We start from the raw sequence: 14,393 nt of genomic DNA, 5'->3' as shown, positions 1-14,393 counted from the left end.
ATTATTGCTCAACAGGTTTAACATAGACTTTTTTGCCCCATTTAATTTTATCCCATATACGCTCATGGAAGAAATAAATAATGGTAGTGTAGATATTGCTCACTATAGTAAACCCCAGCGCTGTCTTTAATTTTCCGGTAAATAGGTAAACTGCGATAAAATCCAGCACAACAACGATCACCCGGTAACTGATTGTTTTTGCAATAGATCTTTTAAGCGTTTTTTCGGAGCGGTATTCAGGAGGAATCAATTTTTCGATCATGGAACATGTATTGGTAGTTCACTTTTAAGTGCATAGTGCAAAATTTCAGATTTTTAATCATAGAAGATTACATAACTTGTCTTAAAAGTTACATTATTCACACATTGAACGGTAATCGCCGATTTCATTTTTATTCATGATTTAATTTTGGTGCTTTTGGATAACAATTTCTTTGTTAGTTTACCTATTGTTAAACCCTGTACCAAAATTGAAAAGACCACAATTATATAAGTGACGAGCACAAATTCATCACGATACATGTTTTTGCCTAAAGATAACGCAAGGGCGACCGAAATACCGCCCCTAAGCCCTCCCCACGTAAGGATTGCAACTGCATGTTTTTCAAACCTTAATTTATATCTCAATAAAAAAACGGGGATCAAGACCGATATCCATCTTGCCAAAAGAACAATAATTATACTTATTAATCCGACAATAAATACAGGAGATGTGATTTTAATAACCAGCATTTCGAAGCCGATAAGAAGAAATAAAATAGCATTCAATATCTCGTCAATCATTTCCCAAAATTTCCCAAGATAATCACGCGTCAGTCGGGACATTCCTTCTTTTTTAGCTTTATTGCCTATAATAATTCCTGATACTACCATCGCAAGTGGGCCAGAAACGTGTAAGTGGCCAGCAATAAAATATCCTCCCATTACGATGGCCAATGTCATTAATACTTCTACTTTGTAGTCATCAATGGACTCCAATGCCCAATAGCCGAGGTATCCCAGCAGAAACCCAAACAACAATCCTCCGACGGCCTCCTGTAAAAACAACTTTCCAATGTCTACGGCTAAAAAGTTGCCAGAGCGTGCTACATCGGCAATGCTTATAAATATAACTACTGCTACACCATCGTTAAATAAAGATTCACCCGAGATTTTTAATTTAAGCGAAGAAGGGATTTTTGCTTCTTTAAGTATTCCCAAAACGGCGATGGGGTCAGTAGGTGAAATTAATGCCCCGAAAAGCAGGCAGTAAATAAATGGAATCGGAAAATTGAACAAAATGAAGAGGTACCATACCATACCGCCAACCAGGAACGTAGATATAAGAGTACCTATTGTTGCTAAAATGATCACTGGCCATCTCTCTTTTTGTAGCTTATGAGCATCTATATGTATTGCGCCGGCAAATAACAAAAAGCTCAGCATAAAATTCATCAACACATCCTGGAAATCAATTGAGGATACGAGTTGAATGGCTTTTAGGGATAAGATTGATCGTGAACCAACAAAAGCAACCAATAGGAGAGACGTTAATAATGATAGAACCATTATACCAATAGTTGGCGGCCACTTGATCCACCTATGATTGATGTAGGCAAATAAAGCAGCCAACACTATAGTTATAGTTAGAATTTCATTAATATTCATGGTAAAAACCTATACGTTTATGGATAAGGCTAGTAGAATAATATCTTGATGATTATTGAAAATAGAACGCCATTCAAAACATGCTATTGATCCGTAATATGCCTGGTTCGTTAAATGGTTGAGCATTACTATAGTGACGAACGTTGAATAATGAATGGGGGCGTGTTATATTGTTTGGCTAATGTATCTTTAAGTAAAAAATGAATAATCTGAGAAAATCAAAGAATTCAACCTGTTGCTAATTAATTAATGGGCAGTATTATATTTGCAAATTCGGGTGTTTTCACCTATTAAACCACCGTCAATATCGGCCTTTTTGGGCACCGACAGACATTTTTGCAGGACCTTTTGATAATTCAACCAAGGCATGCAAATGTATAAAGGGACTGCAAACTACTATTTCCTGATTGCCCTTAAATTCCGGGCCTAGCCTATTAATAACCTCCTTAAACAGATCAATCCCCTGCTAATATTCCATGTTCATTTTCCAATTGGCTGCAATCATTTTAAACGCATAGTTGTATCTTTTATAATTTGTTAATGTTCATTCTTTTCTCACATCACCGGCATATTCTCTATGAAACACTTTGATGCGATTAGTTTTTACCAGTCAGCACCAATCCGAATGTTTTGAGTTTTAAAACTGTCGAGTTAAAATTGGTATGGTGAATGCCGTTAATACCTAAATCCTGAGCAATCCTTACAAACATTGGCTGATCATCAATATAAATAATACATTGAGGTGCAACCTGCGAGCCATCAAGGGCAAGTTTAAAAATATCGGCATCAGGTTTGCGCAAATGTGCAAAGCAGGAAGAAACAAAAAAGTCAACAAATTCAAACAAGCCGAATTCTTTTATTCTGCGTTCATTCAGATACCGCCCCTCGTTGCTAACCACAATTATTTTTAAACCATATTGCTTTTTGAGCGCAACGATAAACGCAATCATTTCCGGCAAAGCCTTAGACTGGCTAAACATGAATGTTTTAAATTCATCCGGCGTAAAAGAACGTTCTTTATAGAAGACCATCCGTTGTAAATACTCATCTGTTTTAATCTTATCCAGCTCGTAGGTTTCGAACATCAGGTGATGTCGGTCCTCCATATCCATATGATCAAGACCAAAATGCCGGGCCGCTTTTTGGCGCGATTCGCGGTTCCATCCATCTGTCAGCAATACTCCGCCGATATCAAGAAATAGAGTAGTTATTTCGAACCCGGAAGTTGGTTTTCGAATCCCTTTTTCCTGTTCTTCATCTTCTGTGCTCATTATTTAAGTTTCTATAAGTACGCATCGAACAGCCTTGTAAGCCTATATCCAATAGATTAAATCATTAAAGGTATTTCCCAGCATTAAGAGCGCTAAGAAATACCTTCTCAAACAGCCTGATGCTAACTAATTCTAAAAAGGATCTGAAAGCGCACTGGTGCGGATAAGTTTTTTGTTTACAAACTCGTCAATTCCCAACTCAGAAAGCTCACGGCCATATCCCGAACGCTTGGTGCCGCCAAAAGGAAGGTCAGCCTGTGTCCAGGTCGGATGGTTGATAAACACCATTCCGGTATCTATTTGGTCTGCTACATGCTCACCCCGTTTAATGTCCTTCGTGAATACAGATCCTCCCAGGCCAAAAGGAGAATCGTTCGCCAGGTCTATAGCGGCCTGCTCGTCCTTAACACGATAGAAAGCGGCCACGGGCCCAAATAACTCTTCATGATAAACCGCCATACCGGGTTTAATATCGGTTAAAATCGTTGGTTCCATAAATGCTCCGGGACGGTCTGGCCTCTTCCCTCCAAGAACTATTTTTGCACCTTCGGCAACGGCTTTATCAACCTGGCCTGCTAATTGTATCGCGGCGGCCTCGCTGCTTAAAGGGCCCAGTTGTGTTTTCGGATCCATGGGATCGCCAACAATAATTGCTGATAGCTTATTTTTAAATTTGCTCAGGAATTCATCTGCTATAGATTCAACAGCGATAAATCGTTTGGATGCTACACAGCATTCCCCGTTATTATTTAACCGGCCTACCACAGCCCATTCCACGGCTTTATCAATATCCGCATCTTCCAGGATAATAAATGCATCACTTCCGCCTAATTCAAGCACAGATTTTTTCAAATGCTTCCCGGCTTCGGCAGCTATACTGGCACCGGCTTCTTCACTTCCGGTAAGGGATACACCTTTTATTCTTTCATCCGAAACTAATGAAGATGCCCGCTTACCTGATATCAATAAATTCGTATAAAGTCCGGCAGGTGCACCTGCTTCTTTAAATAAGTCCTCGATAGCAATGCCGCATTGTGGAACGATGGATGCATGTTTAACCAAAATGGTATTGCCGATCATAATATTAGGTGCCGCAAACCGGGCTACCTGGTATAATGGGAAATTCCAGGGCTCGACACCAAATAACACGCCGATCGGACTGTGCCGTATCAACGCTTTGCCATGTTCAGGGCTTAAATGTTTGTCGCCAAGGAATTTTTTGGCATGTTTAGCATAATAGTCGATAATATCGGCACTTAATATTACTTCCGCCTCGGCCTGTGCAAATAATTTGCCCATTTCCAGCGTGATGAGGGTTGCCAACTGTTCTTTTTTCTCCCTCATCAGCGAGGCTACTTTATGGAGCACAACTGCCCGCTGTTCATAACTGGTTTTACGCCAGCTGGTGTAAGCCTTTTCGGCTTGTGCTACTGCAGCCTCAACTGCCTTATCACTCATTTCTTCAAAAGATTTTACAACCTTGTTATTGTAGGGATTAATGGTTTGTATAGACATGATTTTATTATTTAATAAGCATCTGTGAAGCGTTTCCGTACGTTTTTTGGCTTTTTAGCCTTATCGATGATCGCTACTGCCACATCCTCGACTGATAAGTAGTCCCGGTGCTTTTCATTAAAGACCAAGCTGGTTATGATCAGTGATAGCATTTACTACTCAAAGGTGGATATACTTGTGCCATCTGGCATTACACAAATACCTTAATAAGTTACATCATTCACACATTAGCGGCTAAGTTCTTTCATTGTGTAACGATCGTGATGGGACGCTGATCCAGTAGATGTCTGGTTTTCCTACTTGAGGCAGATCTGGAAATTATCCCATTTACGATATATTAGAAAGCACGTGGTATTTATTTAAAATTTATAGCGTAAATGCACGTTTTGGCTGGTGCGGAAAAATCAATTAGATCGTAAATATATTGGTGGCATAGCAGGCCTTTTTTATCACAAAAGAACAAAGAGAAATCTGAAGTAATTAACTGCTGCTTCAATATTAGGATGGTAGCTGTAGCAATGAAACTTCAAAATAACATTTGCTGATCTGTTACTGTAGAGGAGTTTACCAAATCGGTAAGGTAAACCAAAAATCGCTGCCCTTTCCTAATTCGCTTTCGACACCAATTTCTCCTCCATGTTTTTTGATTATTTCCGCTGCGATATACAGGCCTAATCCTAAACCGGACAATTGATTGCCACTGGAGTCGGCCTGGTAATAACGATCAAACAAATGGGGTAATTTTTCAATAGGGATACCGGGCCCCTTATCACTAACCGATACTTTTGCCCGATTGCCTTGTTTTGTGATATGGACGGATATCTGTTTTGAAGCAGGCGCATATTTAACAGCATTGTTAACAAAATTGGTGATTACCTGGTCAATACGATCGATATCTGCAAATACCTGTAATCCCAGATCGCCAACCTTATGGATAGTGTAATCACCGTTAGCCCGAATGTGATAACAGCAGTCGTCAACAACTTTTGAAAGGGTAAATAGCGTTTTATTTAATTGGAGCTGATCGTCATTGACCTTACTGACATTGAGCAGATCCGCGATTAGGACACTTAGTTTGTCCAGGCTTTTAGTTGCCTGGTCAATCAATTGAGGCATTTTTACAGGCAAGGGATTATCTTTCATTCGGCTTAATAGCTGTAAAGCTAGTTTCAGGCTTGTAACAGGTGTTTTTAATTCATGACTGGCCACACTGATAAATTCATCTTTATGCTGAATCAGTTTCCGACGGTTGGTTACATCCATAAAAGTGCCTACGCCTTCATTTATAATTCCGTTATCATCAAATATTGGGGCCGCATTAAAAGAAATATAAAACCGCTCGCCATTAAGCGGTTGAATAGCGATCTCTGCGTCATAAACCGGCTTTCCGCTCGCCATCATAAGAATCATGGGATGCTCCTCGTAAGGTAATGGGGAACCGTCCAATCTTAAGTTAAGCCATTTGTCATCGTTGTAAATACGCGCTGACATTCCTGTTTCGTCCTGTCCCAGAATCTTTTGCGCCATCGGGTTCGTATAATTTAACCTGCCGGTTTTATCAACTATACAAACCCCTTCAGCCATCGTCTCCAGAATTTGTTTAAGGTGCCGTTCGTTATGACGCAGTTCTTTTTTGATTTTTTTGGCGTTTTCTAATGAAAGTTTAAGCGCTATTTCGCTGTCTTCGAGGGTTTTTCTGGTAGTGAAATCGTCCAGCACCGTAAATCCATAGGTTATATCATTTTCATGAAACAAAACGGTAGTTACTTTAACCCATACCAGTGACTGATCTTTTTTTACCAGACAGGCTTCAAGTTTAAAATAAGGAAGCTTTTTTTCCCAGAGCGCCTCCTGAAGATCGTGCCAGCCCTGCTTATATTCAGGGCAGACATAATCCAAAATTTTGGTTCCTTCAATTTCTGCTGCCGGAAAGCCCAGTAAATTAATTAGCGCCTCGTTTACTTTTATGATGGTTAAATCAGCATTAAGGATCTTACTGGCCGCACTCGTTAGTTTAAATATTATATCAAACTTATTGTTAGACTCTATATACTTTCGTTTATAACTCATTAGGTGTTTTTTAGTAATCACCATATCTTAATTAAACTAACCGCTTATACGTTTTTAATGCTGACTCTCAAACAATACCCTTTTAATTTCTTAATCATAAACTTAGAATGATAACAGGGGGTATATGGAAATATCATTAATACCCAAATATGGATCCATGTGTTCAATCTATCGTTACATAAATGCGCTAATAAGTTATATGATTCACACATCACCAATAAAATGAGTTCATTATATATAAAATCAACACGCGAGGAGAGTGAGCGCATTACCTTGCCGAAATTTCTATAACGGGCTCCCCATAAAATTGCGAAGTTGTAATTCAATGTGTGAATCATGTAACTTATTTATGGAATTGAGTAACATTTGAATGCTCAAATGCCATCACTTTTACTGAATTATAAAATCGATAAGTTTCGGGGGAATTAAAATATGGGCATACGATTAACCAATGCCGTTACCAAACTGGACCACATAGCAGGAACTAAAACCGCACCGATACAATTGCTGGAATATGGCGATTATCAATGCTCATCATGCGGCGACTCCTATTGGGTTGTAAAGAAAGTACTTCAGGGAATGGGCGATGGCTTATGCTTCGTCTTCAGGAATTTCCCCTTAACCGATATGCACCCTGATGCGTTTGGCGCAGCGATGGCTGCTGAAGCCGCTGCTTTTCAAAATAAGTTTTGGGGGATGTATGATTTGTTATATCAGAATCAGGCTAACTTAAAGGGGGACGAACTGTTTGTATACGCTAAAGAGATCGGCTTGGATATGGACCAATTTGAGCAAGATATCCAAAGCCAGAAACTGATATCATTAATCGAAAACCAAATTGAAGACGGCCTGGAAAGTGGCGTTAGCGGCACACCCGCATTTTACATCAATGGCGAAAAGTACGATGGCGATTGGGACGGCGACGAATTGATTCGTTACTTAAGAACAGTGGAGTAATGAACTCTGGTTAGTTTTATATAAAAGCACTTGAAAGGGCTTTAAACAACCAGATCCGATCCTATAGAACAGTCCAAACTGGACTAAGGCAGCGTTCGATTATCGTACATTTCTTTTATCAAAAGAAGTAGCAGAAAAAATGTCTTGGAATGCACTGAGGGGGTGGACGGTCAATAATGTATTGATTATCAAATATAATGAAGAGTAAAAGCTTGACGCTATAAATTAAACCGATGGTGTTTATGATACTTTGACACCAATCCTAAAATATACACAGATGAATGATCTTAAAATAAATTCTTTCAATCCCATCCAGCATCGGAAGGTCTATCTTGTAGGCGGCGGTATCGCTTCTTTGGCAAGTGCGGCTTATTTTATAAGAGACGGCAAAATCAATCCTGGAAATATCACGCTGTTTGAAGAACTCCATATAGCCGGTGGTAGCCTGGACGGGGCGGGGTCGCCGGAAAAGGGCTATATGATGAGGGGCGGAAGAATGCTGAACTTCAGCTACCGATGTACTTATGACCTTTTTTCATTTATACCTTCTTTAACCGATCCGCCAGTAACCGTATTGGACGAGATCAATGCCTTCAATAAAAAAATCAAGACTCATTCCAATGCGCGCGTGGTTGAAGCGGGTAAAATAACTGATGTATCAGCAATGGGCTTCAGTAATAAAGACAGGATCGATCTGATAGAAATGATGGCCGTAAGTGAAAGCCACCTGGGCAATAAACGCATTAACGAATGGTTTGAGCCGGATTTTTTTAAAACCAACTTCTGGTTATGTGGGATACCATGTTCGCGTTTCAGCCTTGGCATAGTGCCGTCGAATTTAAGCGCTACCTGCATCGTTTTATACATGAATTTAAGCGCATTAATACTTTAGCCGGTGTGGACCGTACGCCATATAATCAATATGACTCACTGGCCAAACCATTAATTCAGTGGTTAAAACAACTAGGTGTTCGTTTTGAAACTGGGGTAAGGGTAACCGATCTTGTATTTTCGGAAACAGACGAAAAGAAAACGGTTGAACACATCCAATTTATCAAAGAAGGGCAACACGGATCAGTTGCCGTGGGTGTAAATGACATGGTACTGGTTTCAATTGGCTCAATGACCGCCGATTCAAGCTTAGGGTCGATGGATACCGCGCCGAAACTTATCACCGGTAAAAAAGATGGCAGCTGGAAATTGTGGGAGGCAATCGCGAAAAACAGCGATCAGTTTGGTCGTCCGGCTGTCTTTGACAATCGCATCGATGAATCAAAATGGGAATCCTTTACGGTAACGTGTCAGGGTACAGCCTTCTTCGATCTGATGGAAAAGTTTTCGGGTAATCAGGCAGGTACGGGCGGATTGGTAACGTTTAAGGATTCCGGCTGGCTGATGTCGATAGTTTTGGCTTACCAGCCCCACTTTATCGGACAACCGGAAAACGTTACCGTTTTTTGGGGATACGGACTATTCCCCGATAAGGAGGGAGATTTTGTCAAAAAGAAAATGGCCGACTGTACAGGTGCAGAAATCCTGACCGAATTGTTTTCGCACCTTGGGTTTGATTTGGAAATGGAAAGACTGCTGGCGACCTCCAATTGCATCCCCTGCATGATGCCTTATATCACCAGCCAGTTCTTAACACGCTTACCGGGCGATCGCCCTCAGGTAAAGCCTGAAATATCGCAAAACCTGGCCTTTATCGGTCAGTTTGCCGAAGTGCCGGATGATGTGGTTTTCACGGTAGAATATTCCATAAGAACCGCGCAGATTGCTGTTTACGAATTAATGGAAATGGACAAAAAACCGATCCCCATTTACAAAGGTGACCATCATATTGATGTATTGTTTGATGCCATGAAATCCATGATGTCATAATGTTCAACGAATAAAAAGAGATAAAACCTGAATATCAATGCTATAAAGATGGGTAGTGTTACTATTGGGCGTTACACAACTTGGAAATACCTTAGATGATTCACACATTGAAACTGCTTTTTATTGATCCTTAAACTGATCAGACCAATTTAAGGATAGCCATATCGAAGATCCATTATTTCTCAGGTATCCGTCCGTCGATCATTTCTATCACGCGGTCTGTTTTTTCAGCAAAATCATTGTCGTGGGTAACAACGATGATGGTTTGGCCGAGTTCATGAGCAAGTTGCTGAAACGTATCGAATACAATAGCTGAATTTTTGGAATCCAGGTTACCGGTAGGTTCATCACCCATAATAATCAGCGGATCATTGATCAGTGCGCGGGCAATAGCTACCCGTTGCTGTTGGCCACCTGATAATTTGGAAGAAGTCTTCAGGGCCTGGTCCTGCAGTCCCAATAAAGTTAATTTAGCATAAGCTTTTTCTTCTATTTCCTTTCTTGGCAGCACGCCCAGTTTTAAGGCAGGGATCATTACGTTTTTCAGACAACTGAACTCGGGCAGCAAGTAATGAAATTGAAACACGAAGCCTATTTTTTCATTGCGCAAAATAGCCAGTTTGTCCTTATCCTGGCCAGTGATTAGTTTATCTTCTATCTTAAGCGTTCCTTCATAATCGGTATCCATGGTAGAAAGAATATAAAGCAAAGTAGATTTACCGCAGCCTGATTTCCCGATCAATGCTGCAAATTCGCCCTTGTTGATGGTAAATGAAATATCGTTCAGTACTTTGAATTTTACCGGGTCATAAAAATATTTTTCTATTTTATCGGCTTGCAATATATGTTCAGTTACCATTGGATCAGGTTAACGTTATTTTCTAAAGATGGATACGGGATCAACGTTGGCGGCTTTCAACGCTGGGATCAACCCGGCTAACAAGGTGATACCCATTCCCAGCATTACACTTCTTAAATACACAGCCGGTTCAAACCCAATAGGGAAATAACCGATATCGCCACCTATATAAGTTTTGGATAGTTCCCACACAAAAAGCCAGGATAATAAGCACCCCAGCAGTAAACCAATCATTCCAATTGTAAATGCCTGTAAAACAAAGATCCGGATGACATCCCTGCCTTGGAAACCCATTGCTTTCAGTATGGCTATATCATTGATCTTTTGCGTGATGGTCATGTTCAAAATGTTATAAATGCCAAAGCCTGCTACGATGAGAATGGATAAAGAAATGCCGGTAATTACGATCTCGCGCATGGCGGACCCGGCTACCAGCGTTTGGTTTGCAGATTGCCAGTCTTCGGCACGGTAGCCCGTAAGCCTGGAGAATCGAGCGGCGTACAACGGAGCGCTGTTAAAATCGGTCACATCAACGTTAATATCGCTGACATAAGTGGGGCTTTCCTTTAATAATTGCCTGGCTGCCCCTATATCGATATAAGATTTTGTTTTATCTACTCCTGAATTCTTGGTCTGAAAGATCCCGGTGACCTTCATTACCTTAACTACATTTCTGGATGATGTCAGCGTGATGTTATCGCCCGTACTAACGTTCATTTTAGCTGCTATGCCAGAGCCGAGCAAGATGCCGTTGGGGATCGTGTTCAGATCCGTCATGCTTCCCTCAACAACCGTGGGTTGAATGCTGAACATTTTATCCGCGTCTTCAATGTTCACCCCGGAAGCGATGCCCGTGATCAATGATTGACCGTTATTATAAAATACACTTACAGTTACCTGTGGGCTAACAACGACTACCTGTGGTTGCCGCTTTAATAATGACACGAGCTGGTCGGGATTGATGATTTTGTCGCTCTGAGGCGTTACCTTTGGGTTAACAATAATAGCCAATTGTTTTGCGGCTGAGGTATAATTAATCAGCGAGCTACTTATTTCGTCGTCTTTATAGATCCGGATATGCGGCGTTGTTTTGAAAATAGAGGCATCTGTTGACCTGGAGAAACCCGCCGTCATCGAGCTCATAAAAATATAAACAGCTATGCCTATAGTTACACCCAGCGCTGCGACCAGTGTCAGTTTTTTTTGATTTACAATATAGGTAAACGATATTTCCGAATCGATATGGTGATTGTAGTTCATGTCGGTTACTTAAGGTCAGGAATTAGCGTATCGTGCTCATTGATACCACCTGTTATTTCTACCCATTCTGATGAAACAATACCCGTGGTAACGTGAACTGATTTTTTATTTTTCAGCGTCACTTTATCCCCGTAAGATAAATACTCACGGGGTATGACCAGGGAATTTTTTTTTGTTCCGGTGATGATATTAGCTTCTAACTGCGTGCCTGCGATGCGAAAATCAAGGCTGTCTGTAAAATAAGCTTTAACGATAAACGATTGTGTACCGGAGTCAAAAGCCGGCAGGATTTCATGTAACACCGCTTTATAAGTTTTATGCTTATTGGTATTGAGCTTAACGATTATTGCCTGCCCCGTTTTTAAGCTGGCCATATTGCTTTCATCCACACTTAATTTGGCGTAAAGTAACTTCTGGCTCGCAATAACCGCAATCACATCGCCTTTCCGCACATAATCGCCTAACTGTTTTTGCTTTTCATATATCCTGCCCGCAATGATCGCTCTTACCTGGTTCTGATCTTTAATAATGGCATTAACATCCGCGGCTGACCGCTGGGCAACTGCTTGCTGCTTTGCGGTTACTTGTATACTGTTATATTGTTGCTGCAAAGCGTTTAGCGATGCTTTAGAGGTAGTTGCCGTCAAAACTGCATTTTGATATTCCAGTTCAGAAACACTTTTAGCTTCATAAAGCCGCTTGTACCGCTCCGTCTGCAGTTGGTCTAACTTAAATTTTGCTGTGGCAGCAGCTAAATTGGCATTGATTTGTAGTAAGGCAGGTGCCGATGGACGGGTATTTTCCTGTGCGATCCTGTTGAGTACCCGTGCGCTGTTTGCATTGGCAAGGTTCTGATGGTTATCGATCACCGCCAGCAGTTCTCCGGGGACTACTTCATCACCCTCATTGAAATTCACCTGTACTATAAAACCATCAGTCTGCGCGGTAAGTTTATTCTCCCCGTCAGCTTCCAGCACACCTGATGCAAATACCAATTCAATAAGATCCTTCCTGACCGGGTGAATTCCCTCAACGGCTTTAGTACAGGAAGCTGTTGTGAGCACAATGCTGATGATATTCAGATACAAGTACTTTTTCATGATATTTTTTAGAAGGTTATAAGAGGCATGTACATGGTCATTTAACTGTATTAGTGATATTGATACTGGTCTTTGCATAGCCGCACGCTGCATACAGAACTGCGGAATTAATGCTTGCCGCATACCATTCATTTAAAGAGTTGAGCAGATCAGTTGCAGATAAGATCCCTTCTTTATAAATATTAAGGTTTTTGAAGTAAGAATCCTTTTTTAATGCTTCAATTTGTACGGCTAACTGATAGCTGGCTAACGCCTTTTGATACTCCAGGTTTAGCTGGGTGTTATTACCTTTATCCTGTATTTTAGCATGTTGCAAGTTGTTTTCGGCTATAATAATATTGTTACGGGCATTTTTTACCGCAATAAGTTTATTGACATCCGGTATGAGCGGTATCGTGATGCGCAGGCCTATATAATTGCTGGCAAACCACTGGCTATTATCAAAAAAACGACGGGTTGTATTTTGTTGCAAGGAAAAGCTGCTAAACAGGGTAACCGTTGGTAAAAACGATTTCAAAGCAGCGGCCAGATCGGCTTCCTGATAGCGTTGCTGCCATTCCTGTTGTTTTTGTAAAAGGCCACCGGCAGCTTTTTCAGGAATAGCGTATTGCGCCACTGTTGCATCAGTATCCTGTATCTCTAATTCGGCATCACCGTCGATCTCGCAAAGTATTTTTATTGTGCTGTACTGTTCCTGTAATTGCACCCGCAATTGCTGCAGTTTGTCTGTTGTTGAAAGTGAATTAGCGATCGCGTTATTTACATCCTGCGACCGTGCGACCCCTTCATTCAGTTTACTTTTCATGATATTCATTAACGTATCGGCTATCAATAAGCTGCCTTCGGTAACCATTATCTGCCTGTTAAAGGCGATTATATTATAGAATGCGGCCGCCAGGTTATCATATAAGCTTTTTTTGGAGATCAGGTGGTTAAAATGGACCAGTTGTTCATTAGCTTCTGCTGTTTTTACTTTAGCTAAACCGCCAAAATTGAGCAGATCTATTTGGGGGGTAATATTAAGGTTGCTTACATATTGCTGGCCAAAGGTCACCTTTTGAAAAGTTCCGGGCGGGCCTCCAAATATTTCAGCAGGAATAAAAGTAGTGCCTAATTTGGTATTGTCTGTAGCTGAAAAATTAGCATCACTTTTCAGATTCCAAACGGCCAGCTTTGCCGCAAGTGTCTGGTATTTTGAAAGGATATTTTCCTGGGTCGCATTTTTAAATACACTGCTGTGTGTATCTGCGTAGATCAAAACTTCCTCAATAGACCGAAAAATGATCTTTCCTTGTGCATGGGGCGAAAAACAAAAACCCATTAAAATGACTGCCGTGATTTGCCGCATACCTGTTGAATGGTCTTACCGTTAGCTAATCACTTCTTTACAGTTGAAGTTTGTTATTAGCATCTGATAATTTGTCGTAAAGATGACCAATCGTTATAGTGCGGCTATTACACAACTCTTCGGATAGCTTACATCATTCACACATTTTACAATTGTGGAAAGTGTGAATGATGTAATTAATTAAAAGAATTGCGTAGTAAACCAGCTGTTTAAAGGAGGCAGATTTGCAGTGTTCTAATTATTAATTTATTTAAAATCAACATCATGTTTTACTATAACAACTTTTGGGGAATGGATTTTATCTGGTGGTGTATATGGATCATGCTGTTGATCTGGATCTTCGCCACACCTTATGATATTCCCTTTCAGCGGAATAAAAAGAGCGGCCCTCTGGATATTTTGCAAAAGCGTTTCGCTTCCGGTGAGATCAATAAAAATGATTACGAAGAAAGAAAGAAAATAATACTGTCAGACCTTTAAGAGGC

At 40.7% G+C, this 14,393-nt stretch carries 12 protein-coding genes and 1 pseudogene; 3 read left to right on the top strand and 10 right to left on the bottom strand.

Annotated elements, in window-relative coordinates; genetic code table 11:
• Position 1 precedes the first annotated feature (1 nt).
• The 6 genes from ACFSYC_RS12565 to ACFSYC_RS12540 form a co-directional block, all read right to left on the bottom strand.
• Positions 2-262: a DUF2061 domain-containing protein gene (locus ACFSYC_RS12565; protein WP_377127997.1), complete on the bottom strand. Its 261-nt coding sequence runs from the start codon at positions 260-262 to the stop codon at positions 2-4.
• Between the two features lie 134 nt (positions 263-396).
• Positions 397-1,647 (bottom strand): cation:proton antiporter, encoded by a 1,251-nt coding sequence (locus tag ACFSYC_RS12560; RefSeq protein WP_377127994.1) that lies wholly within the window; start codon positions 1,645-1,647, stop codon positions 397-399.
• A 596-nt stretch (positions 1,648-2,243) separates the two neighbouring features.
• Entirely contained in the window at positions 2,244-2,918 is a 675-nt protein-coding gene (locus ACFSYC_RS12555; RefSeq protein WP_377127992.1) for an HAD-IA family hydrolase, read from the bottom strand.
• A 132-nt stretch (positions 2,919-3,050) separates the two neighbouring features.
• Positions 3,051-4,433, bottom strand: a complete 1,383-nt coding sequence (locus tag ACFSYC_RS12550) for an NAD-dependent succinate-semialdehyde dehydrogenase (protein WP_377127989.1) — start codon at positions 4,431-4,433, stop codon at positions 3,051-3,053.
• 11 nt (positions 4,434-4,444) lie between these two features.
• Positions 4,445-4,585 (bottom strand): hypothetical protein, encoded by a 141-nt coding sequence (locus ACFSYC_RS12545; RefSeq protein ID WP_377127986.1) that lies wholly within the window; start codon positions 4,583-4,585, stop codon positions 4,445-4,447.
• 412 nt (positions 4,586-4,997) lie between these two features.
• Positions 4,998-6,503 (bottom strand): PAS domain-containing sensor histidine kinase, encoded by a 1,506-nt coding sequence (locus ACFSYC_RS12540; RefSeq protein WP_377127983.1) that lies wholly within the window; start codon positions 6,501-6,503, stop codon positions 4,998-5,000.
• A 432-nt stretch (positions 6,504-6,935) separates the two neighbouring features.
• Here ACFSYC_RS12540 and ACFSYC_RS12535 point away from each other — a divergent pair, with 432 nt between their 5' ends.
• Both ACFSYC_RS12535 and ACFSYC_RS12530 read left to right on the top strand, forming a co-directional pair.
• Entirely contained in the window at positions 6,936-7,460 is a 525-nt protein-coding gene (locus ACFSYC_RS12535; RefSeq protein WP_377127980.1) for a DsbA family protein, read from the top strand.
• Positions 7,461-7,737: 277 nt separating this feature from the next.
• Positions 7,738-9,341: pseudogene (locus tag ACFSYC_RS12530) on the top strand (oleate hydratase).
• 175 nt (positions 9,342-9,516) lie between these two features.
• Here ACFSYC_RS12530 and ACFSYC_RS12525 read toward each other — a convergent pair.
• Genes ACFSYC_RS12525 through ACFSYC_RS12510 form a run of 4 tightly spaced genes read right to left on the bottom strand, consistent with a single transcriptional unit; the run spans position 9,517 to position 13,908 of the window.
• Positions 9,517-10,200 carry an ABC transporter ATP-binding protein gene (locus tag ACFSYC_RS12525; RefSeq protein WP_377127977.1) on the bottom strand — a complete coding sequence of 228 codons (684 nt, stop codon included), beginning with the start codon at positions 10,198-10,200 and terminating at the stop codon, positions 9,517-9,519.
• Positions 10,201-10,215: 15 nt separating this feature from the next.
• Positions 10,216-11,460, bottom strand: a complete 1,245-nt coding sequence (locus tag ACFSYC_RS12520; protein WP_377127974.1) for an ABC transporter permease — start codon at positions 11,458-11,460, stop codon at positions 10,216-10,218.
• Positions 11,461-11,465: 5 nt separating this feature from the next.
• Positions 11,466-12,560 carry an efflux RND transporter periplasmic adaptor subunit gene (locus tag ACFSYC_RS12515; RefSeq protein WP_377127971.1) on the bottom strand — a complete coding sequence of 365 codons (1,095 nt, stop codon included), beginning with the start codon at positions 12,558-12,560 and terminating at the stop codon, positions 11,466-11,468.
• Positions 12,561-12,597: 37 nt separating this feature from the next.
• Positions 12,598-13,908, bottom strand: a complete 1,311-nt coding sequence (locus ACFSYC_RS12510; RefSeq protein ID WP_377127968.1) for a TolC family protein — start codon at positions 13,906-13,908, stop codon at positions 12,598-12,600.
• 264 nt (positions 13,909-14,172) lie between these two features.
• Here ACFSYC_RS12510 and ACFSYC_RS12505 point away from each other — a divergent pair, with 264 nt between their 5' ends.
• On the top strand, positions 14,173-14,388 hold the full coding sequence (locus ACFSYC_RS12505) for an SHOCT domain-containing protein (RefSeq protein WP_377127965.1): 216 nt from the start codon (positions 14,173-14,175) through the stop codon (positions 14,386-14,388).
• The last annotated feature ends 5 nt before the right edge of the window (positions 14,389-14,393 follow it).

The organism is Mucilaginibacter antarcticus, from assembly GCF_042686155.1.
GTDB classification, from domain to species: Bacteria; Bacteroidota; Bacteroidia; order Sphingobacteriales; family Sphingobacteriaceae; genus Mucilaginibacter; species Mucilaginibacter antarcticus.
Note: the sequence above shows the minus strand (reverse complement) of the source record. Positions and strands in the feature narration are given on the sequence as shown.